Origin of the sequence: Arthrobacter stackebrandtii (assembly GCF_017876675.1) — a bacterium.
GTDB lineage: Bacteria > Actinomycetota > Actinomycetes > Actinomycetales > Micrococcaceae > Specibacter > Specibacter stackebrandtii.
Window position 1 is genome coordinate 179,709 of sequence record NZ_JAGIOI010000001.1, and the last position, 26,228, is coordinate 205,936.

Here is a 26,228-nt window from a genome sequence, read left to right on the forward strand (position 1 = left end):
ACTGGCCGCTTTTCCCGGAACGCCTCCGCAGCACCGTCCTTGTGGTCCGCCCGGCTTGGGTGCACATTGGGATTGGGCGCCCTGCCATCGTGGCGGGACGAGTCAAGGGAAAGGTGCACCACGGCGGCCAGGAACGACCTCGCTTCCCGCCCCGCCTGTGCCGTGCCGGACCCGGCGGCAGGTTTGACCGTCCCTGGCCCGGCAGCGGCCTGATGTCCACCGGCGTCGGCTTCCGTTCGGAGCCTGGGCCGATGCTCCTCGCACTCATGGTCAGCATGGCGCTCGTGGCCCTGGATGCGACCATCCTGGCCACGGCAGTGCCGTCCGTCGTGGCCGACCTGGGCGGATTCTCCTCCTTCCCCGGGCTGTTTTCCGTATACCTGCTGGCCAGGCGGTGACGGCCCCGGTCTACGCCAAGCTCTCGGACACCGTGGGCCGCAGGCCCGTGATTCTTGCGGGCATCGCCGTCTTCATGGCGGGCTCGCCTGGAGCATGCCGGTCCTCATCGCCTGCCGCCTCTTCCAGGGCCTCGGCGCTGGAGCCATCCAGCCGGCCACCGCCACCATTGCCGGCAACATTTACACGGTGGAGGAACGCGCCAGGGTCCAGGGCTATCTTTCGGGCGTGTGGGCCGTGGCAGCCGTGCTGGGCCCGGCCATCGGCGGCCTGTTTTCCCAGTTCGTCACTTGGCGCTGGATCTTTTTCATCAACGTGCCCGTGTGCCTCGTGGCCATGGCACTGCTCCTGCGCACGTACCACGAGAAGGTGGAACGCCGCCGCGTCCACATCGACTACGCCGGCGCGGCGTTGCTGACGGCGGGCATGTCCCTGCTCATTCTGGCGGCGCTGGAGGGCGGGCAGGCCTGGGCCTGGGACTCGCCGCCCAGCATCGCCGGCTTTGCGGTGGGCGCCGGCTGCATCGCCGGGTTCGTGGCCGTTGAACGGCGCACCGCCGACCCCGTCCTGCCGCTGTGGGTCCTCTCCCGCCGCCTGCTGCTGACCACAACCCTCGTCTCTCTGGGCGTCGGCGCCGTGCTGATCGGCCTCAGCTCCTAGTACTACAGTCGCGTTTGTGGGGTGTGGCCGCGGGCTTTGTAGTGGCATTGCTGGGCGCGGTATTGGTGTCGTCGTCGCCAAAGTGACCAGCGGATCACGTGGTGTGGGTCCGGTTCCCGATGCCAGATGATGCGGGTGATGAGGTGCCTGATTTCTGGCAGGGAGAGTCTTACCAAGTGCTCGGAGCCTGGGTGCGGGCCCCCTTTTTAGAGCGGATGACGCTCAGGAATGCGTGGGCGAACATGGAGAGGGTGATGTGCCTGTACCAGCCGGTGTATTGGCGCACCTGGTAGTGATCGAGTCCCGTTTCGCCCTTGGAGGTTTGGAAGGTTTCCTCGATGGCCCAGCGGGCCCCGGCGACTCGGGCCAGCTCGATCAAGGTGACGTTCTCGGGGGTGTGGCAAATGAAGTACGCCAGGTCGGTCGGGTCTTTCAGGGAGCGGCGGGCCAGCAGCCAATGCTCGCCGGTTTCGGCAGGGCCGTTAATGCGGATCCTGGCCCAGGCGTAGAGCCGTTCACCCTTGGTCCCGGTCCCGGCGGTTCGGGTGCGCCAGGCACGCCTGTCTAGGGCAGCGAAGAGCTCATCGGCACGGCCGTCCCCGCCCACTGAACCACGCGCCCGGGCGATGGCGTGTTGGTTCATAGGTACCGCCATGACGTAGTGCATGCCCCGGGCCTCGAGTCGGCGGCGCAGCCCTGTGTGTTGGCCGTAGACGGCGTCCCCGGTGGTCCATTCGGCCTGGATTCCAGCGTCCAGGGCACGTTCAATCATGTCCCCGGCCAGCACCGGCTTGGTGGCCATTTCCCGCTCTTCCGGGATGCCAGCGCGCTTGCACCGGGCCTCGTCCTCGATCCAGGCCTTGGGCAGGTAAAGCTCCCGATCCAGGAACGTGCGCCCCGCCGGTGAAGCGTAGCTCAGGAACACCCCGATCTGGCAGTTTTCCACCCTCCCGGCGGTGCCCGAGTACTGGCGGGCCACCCCGGCAGAAGCCGTCCCCTTTTTCAGGAAACCGGTCTCATCAATCGCCAAAATGCCTTCTGGATCACCGAGGTGCTTTTTCACGTAGCCGAACAAAGCATCACGGACCTTATCCGGGTCCCAATCGGTCGTCGAGAGTAGCCGCTGCATCCCATCCGGCGTGCCCTGCCCAGCGCGCTCGGACAGCGTCCAAGAGTTCTTCCGCTCCTCATCCGAAAGCAGCCCCCGAATGTAACTAACCGCGTTATTCCGCGGCTCAGTACGCGCAAACTGATCCCCGATCAACTCACGGATTTCCTCCAGGCCATCAGCCCATTCCTGTATCTCTGCCACCCAAATATCATCGCTCACCCATCATGATTAACAGGATTCTCGCCCAAAGTCCGATTAAACCGCCGACACGACCAAAAATAAACGCGACTGTAGTACTAGGCTCCCACGTTCTTGGAAGGCTCCCTTGGCACGGGCCCACTGTTGGCCGGGCTGGCCGTCGCGGCACAGTCGATCGGCTGGCCCGTCGCCTCCAGCTTCTCCGGCCGCGTCTACATGCGCTTCGGCTTCCGCAACACGGCTGTGCTTGGCATGGCCGTCATCGTGCTGGGCGCCTCCAGGCTGGTTGCTGTTTCCGGCCGGCCCAACGTGTGGCTGGTGGCGGGGTGCTGCTTGGTCATCGGCGCCGGCCTGGGCTTTGCATCCACCCCCGCGATCGTGGCGGCGCAGTCGTCCGTGGGCTGGGGCGAACGCGGCGTGGTGACGGGCTCGAACATGCTGGCGCGGGCCATGGGCAGCTCGCTGGGCGTTGCCATCTTTGGCGCCGTGGCCAACGCCATCGTGGCGTCATCAGCTGCCGCCACGCACAACCCGGCCGTGATCATCGCATCGGCCCGCGGCGTGTTCCTGGCCGTCCTTGTGTGTGGCATGTTGGGGCTGTGCGCCGCCGCCGCCATGCCGGGCAGGGTTGAGTTTGTCCGCTGACCGGAAGCACGACGGCGTCCCGGCCCGCCGCTGTCCCCGCCGCCTTCCAGCCTGCCCGCCAACAAACGCCCGTCGTCCCGCAGGAGGTGCGAAAGCGTCTAGGAAAAAACGGCCATTGCTGCGCTGGCGTCGGAAGAAACAGCGCCAAAGGTGATGCGGCGTCCTGGGTGGGGTCAGAGGCCCAGGACCGCCGTGGCGATGAGGAAATAAATGATCAGCCCGGCCGCATCCACAAAGGTGGAGATGAACGGGTTGGAGAACACGGCCGGGTCCGCCTTGACGGCCTTGCCCAGCAGCGGCATCAGCCCGCCGATGCTCGCGGCCATGGTGCACACGCCCAGCAGGGTCAGCCCAATGACCAGCCCGATCGGCACCGTAAACGCGAAGGATGCGATGGTGAATCCGAGCGAGCCCAGCAGCAGGCCCAGGAAGGCGCCCACCCGAACCTCACGGGCGAAGACCTTGAACACGTCGCGCGGGCGGACATCGCCCAGTGCCAGTGCACGCGTAATGGTCGTGGCTGCCTGGTTGCCGGTGTTGCCGCCGGTGCCGATGAGCAGCGGGATGAACAGGGAGAGCACCACTTGCTGTTCCAGGGTTGCCTCAAACGCTCCGATGACCTGGACCGTCAGGGTGGCTCCCAGCGCCAGCACCAGCAGCCACACCACGCGGGCCTTCACAATGGTGCCGACGGGCGTGGCGAGGTAGGGGCGGCGCAGCGGTTCCGTGCCGCCGGAGCGGAAGGCGTCCTCTGTCTCGGCGTCCTCCAGGATCCGCAGGGCATCATCCACGGTCAGGATGCCCACCAGCCGGTCCTCGGCGTCAACAATGGGCAGCGCCAGGATCTTGGCGTCGGCACAGTACCGGGCCGCCTCCTCGGCATCCTCGGTGGCAGGCACGCTCAGCGGCGACTTCATGATGTCGGCGACCAGCAGCGATTCATCGGCCCTGAGCACATCGCGAAGGGAAACAACCCCCACAAGGTGGCGTCCGCCGTCGGTCACGGGGATGGTGTAGACGCTCTCGGCATCATCGAGGTGGCTGCGGACCCGGGCAAAGGTTGCACCCACCGAGAGCATCGGGTGGGTGGTGACGAACTCCGGGCTCATGACGCGGCCCACGGAACGCTGCGGGTAGCCCAGCACGGTGCTGGTCAGCGCACGCTCCTTCGCGTCCAGGCCGGAGATCAGCCGGTGCGCAACCGTGGCGGGCAGCTCATCGAGCAGGGCCACGCGGTCATCCGGGCTGAGCTGTTCGAAGACCTCGGCGACGTCGGCCTCCTTCAGCCCGGACACCAGGTCGGCCTGAAGCGCCGCGTCGAGGCGTTCGAAGACCTCGATGGCCCGGTCCTTGGGCAGGGTCCGGTAGGCCACGGCCCGGTCCGTGGTGCCCAGCCGCTCCAGCTGTTCAAGGATCTCGGAGGTGTTCAGGGGCGCCAGCGCCTGGGAAATGCCGGCGAGGTCGTGTTGGCCCAGGGCCTTGGCCAGCAGTTCGGCGCTGTCCTCAAAAGTCTGGACGGGGTACTTGATCATGGTCCGGGTCCCTCCGGTGGGGGCACACGCAGGCCTGCCCCGAGGTGGACCGCCGCGTCGCTGCGGGGGAAGCTCGGGGTTGGACGGTGTGCCAAAAAATGGGCGTGGGCGTGGTGCGCAAAACCGCAACCGCGTGAACCGCATGCCGTTGAATGCCGTGGATCCCGGCGCCGTGGGAGGCCGGCCCGCAAAGTGGGGCGGGTGGCGTCTAGCGGGAAGTTGAATCCAGGAGGTCTGGGCGGGGCTCGCGCGGTGAGGTAGATCGACTATGTCCGTCTTCCATGCGTGCGGCTCACCTCCAACATTAAGGCCCGTCCCGGGCGTATTAATTGGGTGCCATATCCCGAATCATCAAGGATAATGGCCCTCTTGCCATCCTAGGCCACCGCGGCGGGGATCCACGAATCACCGCGCCCTGTGACCGCGGACGGCCGTCAACGGGCCGTCCTCACAAACGTCATCACCGCCGGCTTGTCCGTCGCGGCCATTGTGTTCTGCGCCCGGCCCACCTAAGAATGGACTATGACGGTCACGCTGAGGTCCCTGGAAACTGCAGTTCCGCCCACCATCCTGATCCAGGAGCAGGCCCGCGACGTCTTTGCCGCCCAGCCCGGGCTGACCCGCCTGGGCCAGCGGCTGGTGCGGGCCTGCTTTGACGGCGCCGCCATCGACACACGCCACACCGCCGTCGCTGAAATGGATGTGGACTTTCGCGGCACCGACCCCGTGTTTTACGACGGCGCCACCGGGCTGCTTCTGAACCCCACCACCAAGGAGCGCAACGACCTCTTTGCGCGCGAGGCCTCGGAGTTGTTTATTGAGGCGGCAGCCCGCGCGCTGGCCGCCTGCGACGGCGTGTCCCCGGCCGATGTGACCCATGTGGTCACCGTCTCCTGCACCGGCTTCTTCAATCCCGGGCCGGACTACAAGATTGTCCGGGCGCTGGGCCTCTCCCCCTCCGTGCAGCGCTACCACCTCGGATTCATGGGCTGCTATGCCGCCTTCCCCGCACTGCGGGCCGCCAAGGCATTTTGCGAGGCCGACCCGGACGCCGTGGTGCTCGTGGTCTCCGTGGAACTGTGTTCGCTGCACGTTCGCACCTCCAACAACCCGGACACCATCATGGGGTCTTCCCTTTTTGCCGACGGGGCCGCGGCGGCGGTGGTCACTGCGAGGGAGCTGCCGGACGGCGGGGGCCACGGGTCCAGGGCGATGCTCGAGCTGGACCTGTTTGAAACCGTCCTGACACCGCAGGGCGAGGATTCCATGGCGTGGAACATCGGCGACCACGGCTTTGAAATGGTGCTGGACAGCTACGTCCCCAAGATCATCGACGAACACATCGTGGGGGCGCTGGCTCCCCTGCTGGCCCGGTCGCCGCTGGCCGCGGTGCCTTATCCGGACATCCAGCACTGGGCCATCCACCCGGGAGGGCGCAGCATCCTGGACAAGGTCCAGGCCAAGCTGGGACTCAGTGACACGCAGTTGGAACCGTCCAGGGAAACGTTGCGGCGCTTCGGGAACATGAGCAGCGCCACCGTGATGTTTGTGCTCAGGCACATTTTGGACCAGCCGGCAGAGAATGCGCGGGAGAGTATTTGCGCCATGGCGTTCGGCCCCGGGCTGACGGTTGAGACGGCACTGTTCACCAAGGTGTCGCCACAGCTGCCAACCACGGGAGGGAATGAACCCGTGGCGGCCGCCGGCCGTGGCAACGCCGCAGCGGCCGCCGCCGCCGAAGCGCCTGCTCCTGCAGCACCGGCAAATGCCTGATCCCGCCCGCCGGAACTTCCGGCATCGGCTGCCGGACCCCGCTTTCCTGCGGGCGGCGCTCCTGAAGGAACGCGCTGCGGACGCCGTGGAGGAAATGGACAAGCCGGACGCCGACTCCGCCATGCTGGAGCGCACCTACGCCCAGTTCCCGCTCGTGAACCGCGTGGTCTCGCGCTGGCTCAGTGAATACCGGCACCGCATCCGGCCGCTGCTCTCACCCACAAGGGCCACCACGCTGCTGGACATCGGCTGCGGCGGCGGCGACATCCCCGCCGCCCTGGCCCGGTGGGCGGCGCGGGACGGGCTGGAGCTGCGCATCACCGCGATCGACCCCGACCCCCGCGCCATCAGCTTTGCGGGCACCCGCCACTCCGGTTCCGGGGTGGCATTCCGGCAGGCCCACAGCAGCGCGCTCACAGCGGCAGGCGAGATGTTCGACGTCGTCATTTCCAACCACATGCTCCACCACCTCACCCCGGAGGAACTGGCCGGGCTCATGGCTGATTCCGCCCTGCTGGCCCGGCGGCTCGCCCTGCACAGCGACATTGCCCGCAGCCCGCTCGCCTACGCCCTGTTTGCGGCCGGGACGGCACCATTCTTCCCGGGGTCGTTCATCCGGCGCGACGGACTGACGTCCATCCGCCGCAGCTACACCGCCGCGGAACTGCGGGCCGTGCTGCCGCCGGGGTGGCGGGTGGAGGCGGCCCGCCCGTGGCGCACCCTGGCCCTGTTCACCCCGGAGGCCGGCCATGCTTGACGTTGCGGTCGTGGGCGCAGGACCCGTGGGGCTGCACCTCGGCGCGCTGCTGCTGCAGGCGGGCCTGTCCGTGCGCATCCTGGAGCAGCTTCCTGCGCCGCGGCCGGATTCGCGCGCCATCGGCATCCATCCGCCGGCGCTGGCCGCCCTGGGGCTGGCCGGTGTCGCGGAGCCGCTGCTGGCCGCCGGCGTGCAGGTCCACTCGGGTGTGGCGCGCAGCGGAGGCGCCGAGGTGGGCCGGCTGCGGCTGAGCCCGCCGGTCCTGACGCTCAAGCAGGCCCGCACGGAGGCGGTGCTGGCCGCCCGCGTTCATTCTCTGGATCCGCAGGCGCTGGTCCGGGGTTTCCGGGTGACGTCCCTGCGCGACGGCGGATCCTTCGTCACGCTGTCAGGCTCGCCTGCCGCTGGGGCCGGGCCGGGCGGCCTGGAGGCCACCGGGGCCAGGCACATCCAGGCGAGGCTGGTGGTGGGAGCCGACGGAGCCCACTCCGCCGTGCGCCGGCTGCTGGGCATTCCCACGGGAGGGCGGGACCACCCCGACAAGTACCTGATGGGCGATTTCCCCGACACCGGGTGTGATGGTGCCACGGCGGTGCTGTATTTGGAGCCGGGCGGCATCGTGGAGTCCTTCCCGCTGCCGGACGGTTTGCGGCGATGGGTGGTCCACACGGATTCGCTGCTGTCCGGCGCCGGGGCCGCCGAGCTCGCCGGGCTCATCCACGAACGCACCGGCATCCGGGTTGATGCCGGGGCGAACAGCATGCTCAGCGCTTTCGGCGTCCGGACCCGCCTGGCCCGCAGCATGGTGTCAGGACGGGCCGTGCTGGTGGGTGATGCCGCGCATGAAATCAGCCCGATCGGCGGGCAGGGCATGAACCTCGGTTGGCTGGACGCGGCGGCCCTGGCCCCCATCATCGAAGCTGCCCTGCAGGGCAGCAACACGGGCCGCCAACTTGCCGGGTTTGAGCGGGACCGCATGCGCGCAGCCCGTGCAGCCGCACGCCAGGCGCAACTGAACATGGTGCTGGGACGGGCCATGCCGCCGTCGCACCTTCAACTGCGCAACAGCGTGCTGGGACGGGTTGTCGCGTTGCGCAGCGCACACGACCTCGTGGCCGGGCGTTTCACAATGCAGTCCAGGGCGGTGGGCGGGAGGCTGCGGCGATAGGGTGTGTGAATGCTGTCCACGAGCGATGTTTGGCCTTTGTTCGACCTCACCATCACCTCACCGCGCCTCGTCATGAGGATCGTCCGGGACGAGGACCTGCCCGGCATTGTGTACGCCGCGCTGGCCGGGATTCACGACCCTGCGGTGATGCCATTTTCCGTGCCGTGGACCGATGCCTCCCCGGTGGAGCTGGCCCGTGGCATGGCCCGGCACCAATGGGAGCTGCGTTCCGGCATCCGCCCCGACCATTGGACGCTGAACTTCACGGTGCTGCTCGACGGCGTCGCGATTGGCACGCAGTCGATCGGCGCCAACGGCTTCTCCGCCAACCGGACGGTCAATTCGGGATCGTGGCTCACCCGGTCGGAGCAGGGGAAGGGGTACGGCCGGGAAATGCGGGCCGCCTTGCTGCTGTTCGCCTTCGACTTCCTGGGTGCGGAGGCCGCCGAATCCGGGGCTGCGGTTTGGAACAAGGCCTCGCTGGGTGTTTCGCGCGGCCTGGGATACCGCGAAGGCGGCACCGTGGCCGTCGAGCCGCGTCCCGGCCGGCCAGACGTCATGCAGGAACTGCATTTGGCCGTGGCCCACTTCAAGCGGCCGGACTGGGAGATCACGGTGGCGGGATTTGAACAGGTGCGTGCGGACCTGCTCCTGCCGGTGCCGTAAACATGGTCACCCAGTTGCCGTTGCCGCCTGGGGAACCGCCCGCGCTGACATGGTGCGCTGGCCCGTGATTCCGGCCAGGACAAACACCACGAAGGCCACGATCCCGTGCAGCCAGCCGAGCGCCGGCGCATCGGCGCCAAAAATGCCCAGGACCACCTGGAGGGCGACGGCAACAACCACCGAGACGGCAAGCCAGGTCACGGCGGGTGAGCGCAGGATCAGCGCCAGGATCAGCAAAATGATGGCGAGCGCGGGAATGACCTGCATGCCCACGATGGAGTGCAGGGCGAATCCGACCCCGCCCACCTCAGTGTCTTTGTCGACCGTGCCGCCGTCATCGAAGACCAGGTGGCCGATGGACATGAGCGCGTAGGCGATGCTGGCGGCCTGGACCACCACCAGCAGCGAGATCAACCAGGCAACAACCCTGATGGCAATTTTCATGGCGGGACGCCTCCCGACGCCGTGGATCCGGCACGAATCGGCCGGATTGCCGATTCGCGAACCCAATCCGGAACTTACTCCGGTGCACGGGCGGCGTCAAAGAAAAGTTCCCGCGGCGCAAGGCTGCGGCGCAGCGCAACGGCGTCGGAAACAGCGCAACTCATTGGCGCAAGGCGATGGTCAGCGCAACGGAACTGACGCCGGAACGGACGGTCCCGCCGTCGTGCCTGCCCAAAGGGGGCACAGGTGTCCGGCACGTCCGGCGCCAGGTGTTCCGGCTACAGCCGTTCCGGGGCCCTGGCGGCTGCGTCTTCCGCAGCCAGGGCGGCCTGCGGTCCCCGGCCCGGCCGGCCCGTTGCCTTGACCACGGCGACGGCCACCGCCGTGGTGACCGGGATGGCCAGCACCAGTCCGATGGAGCCGACAAGGATGCGGACGATTTCCTCCGCCAGCTCCGCGCCGGTCAGGGCCGATAGGAGGGGCTGGTCGTACAGGGAGACCATGAGCAGCACGGGCAGGGCGCTGCCGGCATAGGCGAACGCGATGGTGTAGACGGTGGAGGCAATGTGGTCGCGGCCGATCCGCATGGCCGAGGTGAACAGCTCGCGCGTGCTGGTGTGCGGGGCCATCTCATGCAGTTCCCACACGGCCGAGGACTGCGTGATCGTGACGTCGTTGAGCACGCCCAGCCCGGAAATGACCAGTCCGCACAGGATCATGCCGGACAGGGACATGCCCTGTGTCAGGTTCAGGAGCTGGTAGCCGTAGTCGCCGCTGGTCCCGGTCAGGGCCGCGGCATCCACCGCCCACGCTGCCAGGCCCGCGGTGACGAGCAGCCCGAACAGGGTGCCCAACAGGGCGGTGGAGGTGCGGGCCGAGAAGCCGTGGGCAAAGTACAGCACTCCAAACATGATGGCGGAGGATCCCACCAGCGCCACGAGCAGCGGCGGCTGTCCCTGCGCGAGGGCCGGCAGAATGAACCAGGCCAGCACCGCAAACGCGCCGACCAGCCCCACGATGGCGCGCAGCCCCCGCCACCGTGCAACAGCCACGACGACCAGCGCGTACAGCACCGCCAGCAGGCCCATGGGCAGGGTGCGAACGAAGTCCATGAAGATGTACACGGGGCCGGTGTGCTCCGCACCCGTGACGGCAGCCAAGCCCGACAGGTTCAGGTACCGGATGGTTTCACCGGCGTTGACCCCGCGGGTTTGCACGATGTCGGGGCTGATGAGCACCGGCACTTCCGCCATGCCAGGCAGTTCCGTGTAGGCGATGAAACATTCGGTGCCTGCGGTGCCGCCGGCATTCAGGGAGCAGTCTTCCGTGGCGGTGCGGAGCACCTTGCCGGAGTTGATGGTGGCCCCGGGCGCGGCGGCGTAGGGGTTGCCGGCCGGTTCCGGCGTGTTGTCTGCGTGGGGCCACATGACCAGCATCGCGACCATCGTCAACACTGCCACAGGCGCCAGGATCCAGCTCAGCAGCACCACGGCCCGCCGGCGCGCGGCCTTGCGGCGGCGCAGCTCCGGACGGGTCAGCGTGGATTCGTCAACGTGCGAATGCGAGTGGCCCATGGGCTGCGATCAGTCCTTCGTGTGGTGGTGTTCGGCGGCGGCTGGGCTGGGCTCCCGGAGCGGGGATGGCGTGATTTCCTTCCCTCGCTTCGCAAGCCCAGCGGGGAACCCGCGGAAATCTCTTAGCAAGGCCGCGCAGCGACAGAGGAAATCTTACTGCCCGCGAGGGAGTCCAGCCCACCCGCACCCGCGCCTTACTCCCCCAGGACCAGCGTTTCGGTGCCACTGACCTTGGCTGCACCCACGGAGATCATGGGATTGACGACGGCGGAGAGGGCTTCCATGGAATCGTCCAGTTCCAGCAGGACCGGGTACTGGTGCGTGATGAGGGCCAGGAGGTCGTAGACGGCCTGCACCGCCTCGTCGCGTTCCAGCGCCGGTTCCACGCCGAGGAACACCTCGGAGGCTGCGGCAGCAACCTCTTCCGTGGATTCGATGCTGCCCTGCGAGTAGCTCAGTGCGAACGCCTGGATCCTGCCCTTCTTGGAAGGGGCGACATCCGCGCCAAACGCGCTGGCGGGCTCGGCCCGCAGCACCAGGGCGCCATGGGCGCCGGTGAGGTCGTCCAGGAACATGCGCTGCACGAGGCCCGGTGTCAGCGGGCCGGTGGGGTCCCACCGGTTCACGGACTCGTAGTAGCGGCCCACAACGTCGGTCAACTCAACCGACCCCGTGGCCAGGTCCTGCACGCGGGCCGTGGCCTCCTCTTCGGTGCCGCTGCCAAAAACGGGCAGCTTCAGCGCACCGGGGCCAACCTCAACCACACGGTTGCGCTGCAGCACAGCCAACCCCATCGCCTCGGCAAAGCCAGCGCCCGAGGTGCCGGGGGCAACCTTGGTGCGCAACGCCGTCGTGCTTACCAATCCGGCAGCCAGTGCCCCGTCAGCCTCGCGGCGGAGCATGGTGAGCAGGGTGGCGCCGACGCCTGCACGCCGGTGGTCCCTGGCAACCTCGACGTAGGCCCAGAGGCGTGCCGGGTGCAGCTTGGTGGAGTACACAACGCCGGCCGCGACCGGGATGCCCTGGTCCTCGGCGACGATGGTGCGCCGCCACGGGTTGGCATCAGATTCCGGCGCCAGCGCGGCTCGGAACTGCCCGGCCGCGGCGGAGTCGGCGTCACCCCAAATCTCCAGGAGAGTCAGGTCATCGCCGTCGCGCCACGGCCGGTAAGTCAGTTCAGCCATGCCTAGGCACCCAGGAGGCGGGTGGCCAGGTATGCCTGCACCTGGTCCAGGGGCACGCGCTCCTGGCTCATGGTGTCGCGTTCGCGGATGGTCACGGCGTTGTCCTCGAGCGTGTCGAAGTCCACGGTGATGCAGAACGGCGTGCCAATCTCATCCTGGCGGCGGTAGCGGCGGCCGATCGCGCCGGCGTCGTCGAACTCGATGTTCCAGTGCTTGCGCAGCGTGTTGGCGAGCTCCTTGGCCTTCGGGGAAAGCTCCTCGTTGCGGCTCAGCGGCAGGACCGCGGCCTTGACGGGGGCCAGGCGCGGATCCAGCTTCAGGACGGTGCGCTTGTCAACACCGCCCTTGGCGTTGGGGGCCTCGTCCTCCACGTAGGCGTCAACCAGGAACGCCATCATGGAACGGGTGAGGCCGAAGGACGGCTCAATGACGTAGGGGGTGAAGCGCTCGCCCGTGGCCTGGTTGAAGTAGCTCAGGTCCGTGCCGGAGCCCTTGGTGTGCGAAGACAGGTCGTAGTCGGTGCGGTTGGCAACGCCCATGAGCTCGCCCCACTCGGAACCCTTGAACTCAAACTTGTATTCAAAGTCGATGGTGCCGGCGGAGTAGTGCGCGCGCTCTTCGTCGGGGACGTCAAAGCGGCGCATGTTCTCCGGGTTGATGCCCAGGTCAACGAACCAGTCCCAGCACAGCTCGACCCATTCCTTGAACCACTTGTCGGCGTCTTCGCCGGGCACAAAGAACTCGATTTCCATCTGCTCAAACTCGCGCGTGCGGAAGATGAAGTTTCCGGGCGTGATTTCGTTGCGGAACGCCTTGCCGATCTGGCCGATGCCGAACGGGGGCTTCTTGCGGCTGGTGGTCAGCACGTTGTTGAAGTTCACGAAGATGCCCTGGGCGGTTTCCGGGCGCAGGAAGGCCAGGCCGGTTTCGTTGTCGACAGGGCCGAGGTAGGTCTTGATCAGGCCGGAGAACATCTGCGGTTCGGTCCACTGGCCCTTGGTGCCGCAGTCTGGGCACACAATCTCAGACATGCCGTCCTGCGGCTCGCGCTTCTTCTTCGCCACAAACCCCTCGATGAGGTGGTCCTGGCGGTGGCGCTTGTGGCACTGGGTGCACTCGACCAGCGGGTCGGTGAACGTGGCAACGTGGCCTGACGCTTCCCAGACAGCCTTGGGCAGGATGATGGAGGAGTCCAGCCCCACCATGTCCTCACGGCCGCGCACAAATGACTGCCACCATTCGCGCTTGATGTTTTCCTTCAGCTCAACGCCGAGGGGGCCGTAATCCCAGGCCGACCGCGTGCCGCCGTAAATCTCACCGGCCTGAAAAACAAAGCCGCGACGTTTCGCGAGTGAAATGACCTGGTCAAGCTTGGACTGAGGCGCCACTGTTTACTCCTATTAATTACGAGGCCGCTGGGTGCGGTCCGTCCCGCGCCCAAGCTTACCTTTGGGCGGCGCCTTGGCGGCAATTGCGCCCCGCCTGCAGGCACCATTGTGAGCAGCCTGACGCCCTTGAGGCACGACGCCGGCACCCGGCCTGCGCTATTTCGCCGGCTTGGGCCGGTGGCCCGGCTGGGACCGACATGACCACCTCCTTCCGCAGCTGCTCCATGGCTTCGGAAGATCCCACACGAGCAATATTAGAAAGTTTATTCTAGAATCTATTGCAGGTCAATCACGAAGAAACTAGACTTGTTCCATGAGTACTCGGGAGCGCATCCCCGGAAATCGGGGCGAAGGGGCCACACACGATGTGGCTCCCATCCTGGCTGCGATTGCTCGTGTTTCCATTGAACCCTTTGGGTCTGACAATCTTGAGCTGGCCGGCCTGCCGAAGTTGCCGGACAACCCCATCCCCGATCCGCTCCCCGTAACCCAGCTGTCTGTTGCGCGCGACGCCTACGATTCCTCGATGGAGGGGCTCGGCCAAATCAGGCACATAGAAGCAGCGGTTGCCGCCCTCAAGGCCCGTTTTGTGGCACGCGCCGTCGGAGCAGCCTCGGTCGAAGCTGAAATTCTCTCGCTTGACCGCTGGCAGAGTGGGGTCAACGCATCATCCACGGTCTCAGAGATGGCGTTGACGTTGTGCATCACCGAGTTGGCAGCCTCTGAGTTGGAGTATCACAGCCAATTATTGGTTGAGGACCATCCCGACGTAATGGAGGCCCTCGAAGCCGGAAAACTGTCATGGCGCCACGCCACCGTCATCCACAACGAGATTCGAACGTTGCGGGAGACGCGCACGACCACAGCCGAGGATGCCACCGCGCTTGAGGCCCGGCTCCTAGTGCTGGCAGAGAACACCACAGGACCCTGCTTCACCAGGAAGGCGCGGCGGGCGCGCGAGAAGATGCACCCGGAGACCATGGCCACCCGCACCAAGGAAGCCTTCCGCAACCGCAGTGTCCATTGCGAGCCGGGCAAGGACGGCATGTCGTGGCTGACGTTTTACCTGCCCTCTGTCAGCGGGTCGGCAATTTACACGCGCCTCACGCGTCTGGCCCGGGCCATCAAGGCAGAAGCCAACCGCGCCCAGCAGGCTGCCGATGCCTCCGGTTCGGGCAAGGACTGCCGTGAAACGCGGACCCTGGGCCAGCTGCGGGCCGACATCGCCGCCATGCTCCTCCTGGGACAGGACCTTCCCGCTGCCGCGTCGGGCACCGACAAGTCCTCCACGGCAGGCACCGGCACTTCGTATACGGAGGGTCCCGGCAATCGCTCCACGGCAGGACCTGACCCTGCTGCGGCGGCCAACGGTTCCGCACCTCCTCCCGGGCACTGGCCAGGATCACCCGTTGGCCAGGAAACGCCCAAACCGTCGGCCAACCACCAGGACGGATACGTTGACAATGGACCAGTAGCGGGAGGCCCCATGGGCTTCGGCGTGACTGTTGTCGGGCAATATGACACCCCGCCGTGGGAACTGGACCGAGCCGGAGGCCGCACCGGCTCCCCCGGCGACCAACAAGACACTTCAATGACCCGACAGGGCTCTTCCACGGCAACGGCAGGCGGCCCGGCAGGTGGCGACGTCCTGCTCGAGGGGACAATCCTGCCCTCATCCGGCACGCAGCCAAGCCCTGACAACTCTCCTGGCACGGCCGGCACGAGAGGCCGCGGCCCCGAGCCTGACGGTGATATCCCGGTGGAAGGCGAGCTGGTCGGCGACGGGTCAGGGCTTGTCGGCAACGTTGTCGACGGCATTCCCGAGCACCCCCAGGCCGAATACCTGCAGCAATTGGAAGACCTCGCCCGCTTCAAGGCCCTGGCTGATCCACCGATGCCCGAAATCCTGGGCATCGTCACGGTCCCGTTCCTGTCCCTGCTCGGCATCACCGATGAGCCGGCAGAATTGGTCGGGCCCCAGGGCGGGCCGATGTCCGTGGAGCTGGCACGGAAGCTGCTGGGCAACACTTCCACGTTCCTTCGCGTATTGACCGACCCGCTCACTGGTGAGGCACTGCCCCTGGAGCCACAGCGGTACACGCTGCGTGCCGCGGAAAAGACCGTGCTCCAGGCGCTGGGAGGCGGCTGCTACATGCCAAACTGTACAAATCCCGTCATGGACCTCGATCTTGACCACCTCCGCGCCTTCGAGTTCGGCGGAGCCTCAACACTGGCCAACCTTAAGGGTGCCTGCCGGAAACATCATTTAACAAAGCACCTCAAGGACGACAAGGATCGCCACGGAAAGCGACGCGCCATCGACGAACCGGAACGACAGCGCATTTCCATCCGTGGCTGGACACCAAAGGTCACCGAGAACGGCGGCGTCGCCTGGACCATGCCCAGCGGCCGAGTGCAGCCACCTCCCGCGGGGGACCCAAATCCGCCGCACTACCCAAAATGGCTCAAGAAGCTCATCCAGAAATCACTCACGATTTACCGCGAGCCGGTGCGGGAAAGCCAAGCCGACAAGCCGCGGAAGCACCGCAACTAGCGGCTGTGCCATCGCGGCCGTCCCGGAATGGCCACGGAGCACTGATCTGAGGCAGGTGCCGGGGCCGCCCCGTTCACCGGCTGGCTACGGGCGAATCAAGATGCAGGCCGGACTTCCGAACTCAATCGTCTGCACTGGTGCCGCACCTGGGATGCCGTTCTGATCCAGTTCGAATACGGTCACATCGCTGGACAGCTGGTTGGCCACGTACAGCATTCCGTTGTCACCGCCGGCAGCCGAGAGCGCAAAGTGACGCGGCCAGTTGCCGCCGCTGGGCACCTCCGCCACGAATCGCGGCGGCGTCGGAGCCGTGTCGGCACCTTCGGAAACGTTCAACCCGGAAACGTCCAGGACCACGAGCGTGTTCGGCCCGCGGACGGCCGAATACAGCAGTGTCCCGTCGTCGGACAGCTGGATGTGGGAGGGGTAGAACTGCTCTGCCGCTGCCACTGCCCCGCTGCTCTCGGCCAGTGGAACCTTGAAGAGCCAGTGCCAGAACGTGCCTCCGTCGAGGCCGGCGCGCTGAAGCACGTGGAGATGTCCGTCGAGCTCGCCGGCCACCAGCATGAATCCGTCCTTGAGGGCCACGTGGCGGGGTCCGGTACCCGGCGGGAGTTCGGCCGAGCCCAGCCGAACACGGGAGCTGGCGGAATACTCGTCGACACGGTCGGATCCCAGGTCCGCCACCAGGACAGTGCCCCACGTTGTGGCAGTGACCTGGTGGGCGTGGGATTCACCCTGCCGGTCCGCCACCGGGCCGCTGCCCGGGTGGGAGACTGTTTCCGGCTCCTGCGGGGCAGCACCGCCCAGCAGTGCGGCAAGCGGCGTGATGGATGCCGTGCCATCTGTGTAGTTTGCCGCCCAAACGTCGGCGCCCACAAGGGCCACATGGCAGCTGTCTGCACCGCTCGCGGCACGCCCTTCGACCGCCAGCGAATCGGGATCGAGGGCAACGACACTGCCGCTGCCCGATTCTTCCACAGCAAGCACAACCGTGCCGCCATCGGCCACAAAGGACGGGTTCAGGACGGCGGAGGCTGTTGCCAACTTCTCCCCCAGCAGTCCGTCGGCAGCCATGGCAAAGCGCACCATCCCGGGGCCTGAGCCGTACCCTTCTTCGGTGTATCCACTGACAATGATGCTTGCCTCCGACATGGCATTTTCCCTTCAAGACTGTTGGATGAGACCTGCTGCCACGTTATCGCGGGCGGCGCAAGATGTCGCCGCGTAACTTCACATGACAAGGCGCAAAGGGTGCCATTTGACCTTGGGTCCGCAGCGGCTGGCGTCTGCCAACCTGCCGCGGGGGCCATGCACCCGCTGAACCAGGCGTGGGCTGCTCCGGAAACGGCCGAGTGCACCCCTCGTGGCTTGCCGGCCCGGGGCCCTGCAGGTCGGCCGTGTTCTCTCCTGTGTTCACAGCCTGGACGACCCGTAAACCAAAGCGCACGCGATGCGGCACAATTAACCCATGAGTTCACACGAGATCATTGACATCCCCATCCGCGACGACATGATCCGCCTGGGCCAGCTGCTCAAGCTTGCCAGCCTGGTCGAGGACGGCGTTGAAGCCACCGACCTCATCAGGAACGGCCTGGTGAAGGTCAACGGCGAAATCGACGAGCGCCGCGGCCGCCAGCTCCACCACGGGGACACCGTCACGGTCAACGGCGAAACAGTCCGCATCACCACCGGGGCCTGACGTCCCGGACATGACCACATGCTAAAGGCGACGGCGGGCACCCTTGGAGGTGCCCGCCGTCGTACTTAATTTGGCAGAAGGCTACTTGGCAGCCTGCGCAGCGTTGAGCACCTTGTACTGCAGGAACTCGCCCACGTGCCCAATTTCCTGGGCGTTGATGCCGTGCCAAATGCCTGTGTAGAGCACCTTGGTGAGCGAGGCGTGGCCGTGCATCCAGGTGTTGGTGGCCTCAACGGCGGTCTGCGGAATGACAGGGTCGGCCTGGTCGCGGCCCCAGAAAATCTCCGGCTTCAGCGCGGCGACGGCGTCGTCGTCGAAGAACGGATCCCCCTCGGCGTCCACTACAAATCCGGACAGGCCCACCACGGCGGCGTAGTCGGCGGGGCGGTGGCGCAGCAGCGATGTGGCCATGCACATGCCCTGCGAGAAGCCCAGCAGCGTCACGGAGGTGTGGCCTTCGCGGACGCTGTCCAGCCAGCGTTCGACGGCGGTCGCGGCCTCGGTCACTGCCGTCACCGAATAGCTGAGGTCGTTGCGCAACGGGAACCACGCGTAGCCGGGCCCGGCCTGCAGCGGCGCCCGGACAGAGGCCACGGTGAACTCGGGCGGGAGCTGGCCGGCCAGCGAAAACAGGTCCTCCTCGTCAGCGCCATAGCCGTGGAAAATCACCAGGAGCGGCGTCCCGGGCCGCCCAGTTTCGGGGCGGGACCAAAGGACTGTCGGGGTTTCACTCATGCCCACATCTTTCCATGCGGTGCGCCCGGCCCAAAAAAATCGGCAGAAACTGTGTGGAATCTGGCACGTTGGGCTGGCGCACCCGGGATGTTACCGGGCAGTATGTATAGCGTGAATGATACTTTGTTGCAGCATCCCTGGACCCGATATGTCGCCATGGGCGACTCATTTACCGAAGGAATCGGCGACCCCGAGCCCTCCAGCCCCGGTGGCCACCGCGGCTGGGCGGACCGTGTTGCCGAACAGCTGAGCCTTGGCAGCAACGACTTCAAGTACGCCAACCTCGCCATCCGCGGCCGCCTCCTCGCGCCCATCCTGGCCGAACAACTGGAACCGGCACTGGCCCTGAAGCCGGACCTGATCAGCATCTCCGCGGGCGGCAACGACCTCATCCGCCCCGGATCAGACCCCGACGCCCTCGCGGAACAGCTCGACGCGGCCGTCGGGCGCATGACGGCAGCCGGCGCAAACGTCATCATCCTCAACGGCCCCGACATCCGCGACACCCCCGTGCTGGGACTGATCCGCGGCCGCGTGGCCATCTACAACGAGAACCTGCGCACCATTGCAGCCCGGCATGACGCGATCGTGGGCGACATGTGGTCCCTGCGCCAGCTCACCGACCCGCAGATGTGGGATGAGGACCGACTGCACTTCTCCCCGCTGGGCCACCACACCATCGCCATGATGGTGCTGCACGCGCTCAACGTCCGCCACTCCCTCACTCCCATGGACGCCACGCCGCTGCCGCCGCAGAAGTGGCAGGCCGCCCGCGCCGAGGACCTGGTCTGGGCCCGTGAATTCCTGGTCCCGTGGGTGCTGCGCCGTATCCGCCACCAGTCTTCCGGCGACGGCGTCTCTGCCAAGCGCCCCACCCCCGGCCCGGTGTTCGGCCCGCCGGAGGCCTAGCCGTCACCCCGGGAACTCACGACGTCGGTGCATGCCGCTGCGCTTGGCCTGTAGGTGCCGCCGGGCCTTGCCAGTGGTTGGCGCCGGGCCCATAGTTCCCACCGCGAATTGCGATTACTGGCCGCCGGACCGGGCCCATGGTTCCTGCCGGGCCGGGCCGCAGCCGGACCGGGCGACTAGGATGGAAGGAGGCACGCCCACCGCGCGCCCTACCTGAAAGAGGTGCCTTGTGACCGTTGTGCTTGTGCCGCTGGCTGCGGGAAGTGTCGCCGCGTCGTCGCCTTCCTCATTCAGCCTGCCGCCGTACTTCATATTCATCATCATTGCCGCGGGCCTGTTCATTTCCTTCTTCCGGGCGTCCGCGCGCAAGAGGCGGGCGGAGCAGGCGAACCCCCACTTGGCCGCACCCGCCCACCAGCATCCGCAGGCCAAGCTCCCGCAACAAACGGGGACGGCCCACCAGGGCGGCACCGCTCCTTACGTGGGAACACTGCTCAACGGTGTGCCGCTGAAGGGCTACGACAGTTCTCACGGCCACCAGACCACGGGATACCTGAACGAACGGATGCAGGCCGAGGCCGAGCTCAAACGCCAGCTGGATGCCCTCGACGCGGCGCGCCGTGCAGGCCAGGTCGACGCCGACCAGTATGCGGCGTACCGCGAGGGCATCTTCAAGAAGTTCTAGCCAGAAGTTCTTGAAGACGCCGAGGCTGGGGCCGGGCCATTGACAAGCCCAGCCTCGAGCCGCGACATGGCATCAAAAAACCCGCCCCGGAGCTCCCCGGGGCGGGTTTTTTGAGTGACGTCCCTTATGACGGCGGCGTGCTTCAATCCCGGAAGAACGACTCCTTGAGCAGCCCTCCCACGGCTGCGACCTCCGTCAGGAAACCATCGTGGCCGATGGGTGAATCGATCCGCGCCACGGGCACCTGGCCGGGCAGCGCGGCCGCCAGCTCCTCGGACTGTGCCGGGAAGTACAGCCGGTCGCTGTTGACGGCGGCAACCACAAATTCCACACCCGCCGTCTCGGCGAGGGCTTCCTCCAGGGTGCCCCGGCCGCGGGCAACATCGTGGCTCATGAGCGCCTCGGTGATGGCAATATAGCTGTTGGCGTCGAATCGTCCCACCAGTTTGTGGGCCTGGTGGTCCAGGTAGCTCTCCACCTTGTAACGGGAATCCCCGGGGGCCTCCAGCCGGCCATGGCTGATGGTGGCGCCATCCTGCGCGTCGCGGCCGAAGCGCCCGCCCATCTCCTCCTCTGAACGGTAGGTGATGTGGGCAATGCGACGGGCCAGCCCCAAGCCCAAGGTGGGAGGTGCGCCGTCGTAATAGTCCCCGCCGGCAAAGTTGGGATCCTGGCGGATGGCGAGCACCTGTGCCTGGGCAAAGGCGATCTGCTCGGCCGTGCTGGCGGCACAGGAAGCGACGACGGCGCACCTCCGCACCCGGTCAGGGTGGCTTGCAGCCCATTCGAGGGCCCGCGCCCCGCCCATAGAACCGCCAATGACGGCGTACCAGGAGCTGATGCCGAGGCGGTCGGCCAGTCGCGCCTCCGCCTCGACCGAGTCGCGGATGGTGACAAACGGGAAGCGGGAGCCGTAGGGGCGCCCGTCAGCGGCGACGCTGGAAGGGCCGGTGGTGCCGTAGCAGCCGCCGAGCATGTTGGCGCACACCACAAAGAACTTGTCGGTGTCGATGACCTCGCCCGGGCCCACGAGACCCTCCCACCACCCGTCTTCTTCGGAGTCGCCGCGGCTGACGTGGGTGCTGCCGGTCAGGGCATGCTGGATGAGGACTGCATTGTCGCCGGCCTCATTGAGGGTGCCCCAGCATTCGAAGGCCATGGTGACGGAGGGCAGCGCGCCCCCGGCCTCCAGCGGCAGTTCACCGATGTGGATTGAGCGCAGCACGCCGCCGCCCAGGCCCACAGAGGTGGACCAGGCGGCCGCGGGCTTTGCCGTGCCGGCGTCGGTTTCAGGGGACAACACTTTGCGCTCCACAGCCGTCGGAATCACTGGATTCACGTGGCTTACGCTGATTTGGCTGCGCGGAATCCGGCTTCCAGGTCCGCGATGATGTCCGCGACGTTTTCCAGTCCCACCGACAGCCGAACCAGGCCCGGGCGCACACCCGCCGCCAGCTGCTGCTCGGGTGAGAGCTGTGCGTGCGTGGTGGAAGCCGGGTGGATGACCAGCGAGCGGACGTCGCCCAGGTTGGCCACATGCGAGTGCAGTTCCAGTCCGTCAACGAAGCGCTTGCCGGCTTCGGCGCCGCCCTTGATGTCAAAGGCGATGACTGCGCCGGTGCCGTGGGGACCGTACTTGCGGCCGCGTTCGAACCACGGGCTCGAGGGGATGCCGGAGTAGGCGACAGCCTCAACGTTTTCGTTGGCCTCCAGCCACTCGGCGACCGCCACGGCGTTGCTGACGTGGCGTTCCACGCGCAGGCTCAGCGTCTCGATGCCCTGGGCGATCAGGAAGGCGTTGAACGGTGAAATGGCGGAACCGAGGTCGCGCAGCAGCTGTACGCGGGCCTTGAGGATGTAGGCCAGGTTTGCGCCCAGTGCGCAGCCCACGCCGAGGTCGCGGGCGTAGACCAGTCCGTTGTAGGTCTCGTCGGGGGTGTTGAATCCGGGGAACTTCTCCGGGTTGGCGGCGAAGTCGAAGTTGCCGCTGTCCACAATGACGCCGCCAATGGCGTTGCCGTGCCCGCCCAGGTACTTGGTGGCGGAGTGGATGACGATGTCGGCACCCCACTCGATGGGGCGGATCAGGTACGGGGTGGCGAGGGTGTTGTCCACGATCAGCGGCACGCCGGCCTCGTGGGCGATGGCGCTGATGTTTTCCAGGTCCAGCACGTCCTGGCGCGGGTTGGAGACTGTCTCGCCGAAAAACGCCTTGGTGTTGGGGCGCACGGCTGCACGCCATTCATCCAGGTTGTCGGGATCGGAGACAAACGTGACCTCGATGCCCAGCTTCTTCAACGAGTGGGCCAGCAGGTTGAACGTGCCGCCGTAGACGCTGGGGCTGGAGACGATGTGGTCGCCGGCGCCGGCAATGTTCAAGATTGCGAACGTGGTTGCGGCCTGCCCGGATGCGAGCATGAGCGCACCGACACCGCCTTCGAGGTTGGCAATGCGGTCTTCCACGACAGCCGTGGTGGGGTTGCCCAGGCGGGTGTAGATGGGCTCCAGCTCCGCCAGGGCAAAGCGGGCGGCGGCGCTCTCGGCCGACGGGAACACGAACGATGTCGTCTGGTAGATGGGCAGCGACCGTGCACCAGTGGTGACGTCCGGCTCCTGGCCTACGTGGATCTGACGGGTTTCAAATGACCAACCGTTGCTCATGGCTGTTTCCTTAACACTAGAGGCCTGCAACTGTGAGCCTCCCGCGCGTGGTGCGTGGAGGGTCAAGGTGCGAATGGCCCGCGCTTGCGCCGTGACCGGTTGGTCCGGCGCCTGGTCTTCACCCGGGGCACCCCACCGCGGAAGGAGGGTTGCCGGTCAGCTAGCCGGGGCTGTTCGCTGACACTCATGACCTGCAACCAGTCTGGAAGAAACTTTGCGCGCTTGCAAGATTGTGACGACTTTATGACTTCTAGCGAACTTCTGCTTGAAATTCCAACCCAGAAATGGCATATGGCGAATAAATGATTCATGAACGACGCCGGATGGCTCCGTACCAGCGAATCCGCACCTGCCGCCGTGGTCGTCGACGCCCCCGGATTGCTGCCGACGCCAGAGGTCACGGGTCACGGTGAAGCCTAACGGCCGGCGCCGCCGAGGCCACAGAAAAGGCCCCTAGCCGTCCGCGACAACACAGACAAGGTTTCCGGACGTCCGCGACAACATAGACAAGGCCTGCAATGCGGTCGTCCGGGGGCTCGTTTGGCGGCTCATTGGGGAGCTCGTTTAGGGGCCGTATCTGTAGATTCGAAGCGACGACAGGGCCATTTTCATCGTCTCGAGAACTGCAGTGCCGACGAGGGGGCAGATGTTGCGATCCGCCCCCTGTGCAACCCTGGCGGTTCGCAATATCTGCCCCGCGGCATGGTTGGTGGCGGCATGGTGCGGGTTTTCAGCGGACGCTGGCGGCAAACAGTACTTGGGCGCCCGGCTCTCGATGGCGGTCGCGGCCCGGGATGCCGGCCCCACCTTCCGGCACCCGGCGCCATGGAACAACCGCCACCGCGTGAATCGCCGGGAGGCCACCGCTCGAAGGCCCGCTGCGGTCCCCGCCCGGCACCGCGACGCTACTTCCCCAGCCCCGCCCGGCGCAGCGCCTCGGCCATGGCGGTGTTGGCGGGAGCCGGGGCGGATTCGCGCGAGGGGCGGACGGCCTCTTGGCCCTGGCCCTGGCCCTGGCCCCGACGTTGCCCCTGGCCGCCGGCGCCTTGGCCCTGTCCCCGACCTCCGCCCTGCCCGGCACCGCGCGCACCCTGCCCGCGTCCGCGCCCTTCAGCACCCCCGCCCTGGGGCGAGGGGCGCCCGGAACCGCGGGAGCCGGCGTCGGACTTCCCGCCTGAAGGCTGGCCGGCCTCGTCATCGAGGCGCAGGGTGAGCGAAATGCGCTTGCGCTCCGGCTCCACCTCGAGGACCTTCACGCGCACCACCTGGCCGGACTTGACCACAGTATGGGGGTCGGAGACGAACGAGTGGCTCATGGCGGAGACGTGGACGAGCCCGTCCTGGTGCACGCCAATGTCAACGAAGGCGCCGAAAGCGGCCACATTGGAAACGGTGCCCTCGAGGATCATGCCGGGGCGCAGGTCGGTGATCTTCTCGATGCCGTCGGTGAATGTGGCGGTCTCGAAGCGGGGGCGGGGGTCGCGGCCGGGCTTTTGCAGCTCCGCGATGATGTCCGTGACGGTGGGCAGGCCGAAGTCGCCGTCCACAAAGTCGGCCGGGTTGACGGAGGCCACGGCCGAAACGCCGCCAGCGACTTCAGCCGGCTTGGCACCCGCCGCAACGAGGATCTTGCGGGCCACGCCGTACGCCTCGGGGTGCACGCTCGAGGCGTCGAGCGGCTCCGCTCCCCCGGTGATCCGCAGGAACCCTGCGCACTGCTCGAAGGCCTTGGGGCCGAGCCGCGCCACCTTCAGCAGTTCGCGGCGCTTGGTGAACGGGCCGTTTTCATTGCGGTGGGCCACAATGTTTTCGCTCAGGAGGGGCCCGACGCCGGCCACCCTCGCCAGGAGCGCGGGCGAGGCCGTGTTCAGGTCCACGCCCACGGCATTGACACAGTCCTCCACTACGGCATCGAGGGAGCGGTCGAGCTTGGCGGGCGTGAGGTCGTGCTGGTACTGGCCCACGCCAATGGACTTGGGTTCGATCTTGACCAGTTCGGCCAGGGGGTCCTGCAGGCGGCGGGCGATGGAGACGGCGCCGCGCAGGGACACGTCCATGCCGGGCAGTTCGGCGCCGGCAAGCGCCGAGGCGGAGTAGACGGAGGCACCGGCCTCGGAGACCACGAGCTTGCTGACCTTGCTCTCCGGGTTCTGGCGCTTGAGCTCGGCCACCAGCTCCGCGGCCAGCTTGTCAGTTTCGCGGCTGGCGGTGCCGTTGCCGATGGCAATCAGCTCAACGTTGTGCTTTTGGGCCAGCCGGACCAGCGTGGAGAGGGACTCGTTCCACTTCCGGGCCGGGGCGTGCGGGTAAATGGTGTCGGTGGCGGCAACCTTGCCGGTGCCGTCCACGACGGCCACCTTCGTGCCGGTGCGCAGGCCCGGGTCCAGGCCCAGGGTGGCGCGGTTTCCTGCCGGTGCGGCCAGCAGCACGTCCCGGAGGTTGGCGGCGAAAACCCGTACCGATTCCTCTTCGGCGCTCTGGAACAGCCGCACGCGCAGGTCCACGGACAGGCGGGTCAGGATGCGGGTGCGCCAAGCCAGCCGGGCGCTGGTCATGAGCCAGGTGTCGGCGGCACGGCCGGACTCGGTGATCCCCAGTGAGTGGGCCACGGCACCTTCATAGGCGGCACGCGCCTGGGCCTGGGCATCAGCGTCACGGGTGTCGGCTTCCGCCAGGTCCAGTGTCAGCATCCCCTCCTTTTCGCCGCGGAGCAGGGCCAGAACGCGGTGGCTGGGCAGTGTGTGCGGCGGCTGGGCAAAATCAAAGTAGTCCTTGAACTTCTCGCCCTCGTTGTCCTTGCCGGTCTTGACGGCGGAACGGAGCCTGCCCGTCTTCCAGAGCCGCTCTCGCAGCTCGCCCACGAGCACCGCGTCCTGGCCGGCCCGCTCAATGAGGATGGCACGGGCGCCGGCCAAAGCGTCGTCGGCGCTGGCCACGCCGCGGCCGGCGTCAATGAAGGAGTCCGCCTCCACGGCGGGGAACTTGGACGGGTCCGACAACAGCGCATCGAGCAGCGGCTCGAGCCCGGCCTCGCGGGCGGCATCCGCCTTCGTCTTGCGCGTGGACTTGTAGGGAAGGTACAAGTCCTCCAGCTCCGACTTGGTGGCGGCGGCCTCCACCGAACGGCGCAGCGCATCCGTCAGCTTGCCGAGCCCGTGGATGGTTTCCAGCACCACCAACCGGCGGGCCTCGAGCTCGCGCAGGTAGCGCAGCCTCTCCTCGAGATCACGGAGCTGTGCATCGTCCAGGGTCCCCGTGGCTTCCTTCCTGTACCGGGCAATAAAGGGGACGCTGGCGCCGTCGTCCATCAGCCCAATGGCGGCGCGGACTTGGGCGGGGCGCACGCCCAGCTCGGCGGCGATGGTGTTGATGATGCGCTCGGCCTGTGCAGCGGCGGTGGGCAGGGTCAAGGGTGCGGAAGTCTCAGTCACGCTTCAATTCTGCCCCACGGCACCGACATCCTGCACGCAGGAGATCGGACGTCCC

General features: G+C 67.0%; 20 protein-coding genes, 1 pseudogene and 1 riboswitch. Of the genes and pseudogenes, 10 read left to right on the forward strand and 11 right to left on the reverse strand.

What is annotated here, in order from left to right; all coding sequences use genetic code 11:
- Positions 1 to 212: 212 nt before the first annotated feature.
- Positions 213 to 1,053: pseudogene (locus JOF48_RS00845) on the forward strand (MFS transporter); the annotation flags it as partial.
- Positions 1,054 to 1,225: 172 nt separating this feature from the next.
- Here JOF48_RS00845 and JOF48_RS00850 read toward each other — a convergent pair.
- Entirely contained in the window at positions 1,226 to 2,368 is a 1,143-nt protein-coding gene (locus tag JOF48_RS00850) for an IS701 family transposase (RefSeq protein WP_425353731.1), read from the reverse strand.
- 111 nt (positions 2,369 to 2,479) lie between these two features.
- Between JOF48_RS00850 and JOF48_RS00855 the strand changes: the two genes are divergently transcribed.
- Positions 2,480 to 3,010 (forward strand): MFS transporter, encoded by a 531-nt coding sequence (locus JOF48_RS00855; RefSeq protein WP_209676441.1) that lies wholly within the window; start codon positions 2,480 to 2,482, stop codon positions 3,008 to 3,010.
- A gap of 173 nt (positions 3,011 to 3,183) precedes the next feature.
- Here JOF48_RS00855 and mgtE read toward each other — a convergent pair whose 3' ends face one another.
- The gene (gene mgtE / locus JOF48_RS00860) at positions 3,184 to 4,542 is read right to left on the reverse strand and encodes a magnesium transporter (protein WP_209676443.1); all 1,359 of its coding nucleotides are present in this window, start codon (positions 4,540 to 4,542) and stop codon (positions 3,184 to 3,186) included.
- A 522-nt stretch (positions 4,543 to 5,064) separates the two neighbouring features.
- On the opposite strand from mgtE, the gene JOF48_RS00865 reads away from it, so the two are divergent.
- Genes JOF48_RS00865 through JOF48_RS00880 form a run of 4 tightly spaced genes read left to right on the forward strand, consistent with a single transcriptional unit; the run spans position 5,065 to position 8,906 of the window.
- A complete protein-coding gene (locus JOF48_RS00865) occupies positions 5,065 to 6,315 on the forward strand; it encodes a type III polyketide synthase (protein ID WP_209676445.1) in 1,251 nt (416 codons plus the stop codon).
- Positions 6,308 to 7,072, forward strand: coding sequence for a class I SAM-dependent methyltransferase (locus JOF48_RS00870; RefSeq protein WP_209676447.1), 765 nt, complete (start codon positions 6,308 to 6,310; stop codon positions 7,070 to 7,072). The genes JOF48_RS00865 and JOF48_RS00870 overlap by 8 nt, the downstream gene beginning before the upstream one ends.
- Entirely contained in the window at positions 7,065 to 8,240 is a 1,176-nt protein-coding gene (locus JOF48_RS00875) for an FAD-dependent oxidoreductase (protein ID WP_209676449.1), read from the forward strand. The genes JOF48_RS00870 and JOF48_RS00875 overlap by 8 nt, the downstream gene beginning before the upstream one ends.
- 9 nt (positions 8,241 to 8,249) lie before the next feature.
- Entirely contained in the window at positions 8,250 to 8,906 is a 657-nt protein-coding gene (locus JOF48_RS00880) for a GNAT family N-acetyltransferase (protein ID WP_209676451.1), read from the forward strand.
- A 6-nt stretch (positions 8,907 to 8,912) separates the two neighbouring features.
- Here the strand turns inward: JOF48_RS00880 and JOF48_RS00885 are convergent, their stop codons facing one another.
- The 4 genes from JOF48_RS00885 to JOF48_RS00900 all read right to left on the reverse strand — a co-directional run bounded on the left by JOF48_RS00885 (position 8,913) and on the right by JOF48_RS00900 (position 13,496).
- The gene (locus JOF48_RS00885; RefSeq protein ID WP_209676453.1) at positions 8,913 to 9,350 is read right to left on the reverse strand and encodes a hypothetical protein; all 438 of its coding nucleotides are present in this window, start codon (positions 9,348 to 9,350) and stop codon (positions 8,913 to 8,915) included.
- A gap of 278 nt (positions 9,351 to 9,628) precedes the next feature.
- Entirely contained in the window at positions 9,629 to 10,924 is a 1,296-nt protein-coding gene (locus tag JOF48_RS00890; RefSeq protein WP_209676455.1) for a YibE/F family protein, read from the reverse strand.
- A gap of 194 nt (positions 10,925 to 11,118) precedes the next feature.
- Positions 11,119 to 12,108 (reverse strand): GNAT family N-acetyltransferase, encoded by a 990-nt coding sequence (locus JOF48_RS00895; protein ID WP_209676457.1) that lies wholly within the window; start codon positions 12,106 to 12,108, stop codon positions 11,119 to 11,121.
- A 2-nt stretch (positions 12,109 to 12,110) separates the two neighbouring features.
- The gene (locus tag JOF48_RS00900) at positions 12,111 to 13,496 is read right to left on the reverse strand and encodes a glycine--tRNA ligase (protein ID WP_209676459.1); all 1,386 of its coding nucleotides are present in this window, start codon (positions 13,494 to 13,496) and stop codon (positions 12,111 to 12,113) included.
- 313 nt (positions 13,497 to 13,809) lie between these two features.
- Between JOF48_RS00900 and JOF48_RS00905 the strand changes: the two genes are divergently transcribed.
- Positions 13,810 to 16,050, forward strand: a complete 2,241-nt coding sequence (locus JOF48_RS00905; RefSeq protein ID WP_209676461.1) for a DUF222 domain-containing protein — start codon at positions 13,810 to 13,812, stop codon at positions 16,048 to 16,050.
- A gap of 84 nt (positions 16,051 to 16,134) precedes the next feature.
- Here the strand turns inward: JOF48_RS00905 and JOF48_RS00910 are convergent, their stop codons facing one another.
- Positions 16,135 to 17,205 (reverse strand): lactonase family protein, encoded by a 1,071-nt coding sequence (locus tag JOF48_RS00910; protein WP_209676463.1) that lies wholly within the window; start codon positions 17,203 to 17,205, stop codon positions 16,135 to 16,137.
- Positions 17,206 to 17,521: 316 nt separating this feature from the next.
- On the opposite strand from JOF48_RS00910, the gene JOF48_RS00915 reads away from it, so the two are divergent.
- The gene (locus JOF48_RS00915) at positions 17,522 to 17,752 is read left to right on the forward strand and encodes an RNA-binding S4 domain-containing protein (protein ID WP_209676465.1); all 231 of its coding nucleotides are present in this window, start codon (positions 17,522 to 17,524) and stop codon (positions 17,750 to 17,752) included.
- An 81-nt stretch (positions 17,753 to 17,833) separates the two neighbouring features.
- On the opposite strand, the gene JOF48_RS00920 is transcribed toward JOF48_RS00915, so the two are convergent.
- Positions 17,834 to 18,487, reverse strand: coding sequence for an alpha/beta hydrolase (locus tag JOF48_RS00920; protein WP_209676468.1), 654 nt, complete (start codon positions 18,485 to 18,487; stop codon positions 17,834 to 17,836).
- 102 nt (positions 18,488 to 18,589) lie between these two features.
- Here JOF48_RS00920 and JOF48_RS00925 point away from each other — a divergent pair, with 102 nt between their 5' ends.
- Together JOF48_RS00925 and JOF48_RS00930 are read left to right on the forward strand one after the other, a co-directional pair.
- The gene (locus JOF48_RS00925) at positions 18,590 to 19,396 is read left to right on the forward strand and encodes an SGNH/GDSL hydrolase family protein (protein WP_245346351.1); all 807 of its coding nucleotides are present in this window, start codon (positions 18,590 to 18,592) and stop codon (positions 19,394 to 19,396) included.
- Between the two features lie 229 nt (positions 19,397 to 19,625).
- Positions 19,626 to 20,081: a hypothetical protein gene (locus JOF48_RS00930; RefSeq protein WP_209676471.1), complete on the forward strand. Its 456-nt coding sequence runs from the start codon at positions 19,626 to 19,628 to the stop codon at positions 20,079 to 20,081.
- Positions 20,082 to 20,223: 142 nt separating this feature from the next.
- On the opposite strand, the gene metX is transcribed toward JOF48_RS00930, so the two are convergent.
- The 3 genes from metX to JOF48_RS00945 form a co-directional block, all read right to left on the reverse strand.
- The gene (metX, locus tag JOF48_RS00935; RefSeq protein WP_342591319.1) at positions 20,224 to 21,324 is read right to left on the reverse strand and encodes a homoserine O-acetyltransferase MetX; all 1,101 of its coding nucleotides are present in this window, start codon (positions 21,322 to 21,324) and stop codon (positions 20,224 to 20,226) included.
- A 101-nt stretch (positions 21,325 to 21,425) separates the two neighbouring features.
- Complete coding sequence (locus tag JOF48_RS00940; RefSeq protein ID WP_209676472.1) at positions 21,426 to 22,742, reverse strand: bifunctional o-acetylhomoserine/o-acetylserine sulfhydrylase; 1,317 nt, start codon at positions 22,740 to 22,742, stop codon at positions 21,426 to 21,428.
- A 75-nt stretch (positions 22,743 to 22,817) separates the two neighbouring features.
- A riboswitch (SAM riboswitch) is annotated at positions 22,818 to 22,934 on the reverse strand.
- Positions 22,935 to 23,647: 713 nt separating this feature from the next.
- Entirely contained in the window at positions 23,648 to 26,152 is a 2,505-nt protein-coding gene (locus JOF48_RS00945; RefSeq protein WP_245346655.1) for a Tex family protein, read from the reverse strand.
- Positions 26,153 to 26,228 lie beyond the last annotated feature (76 nt).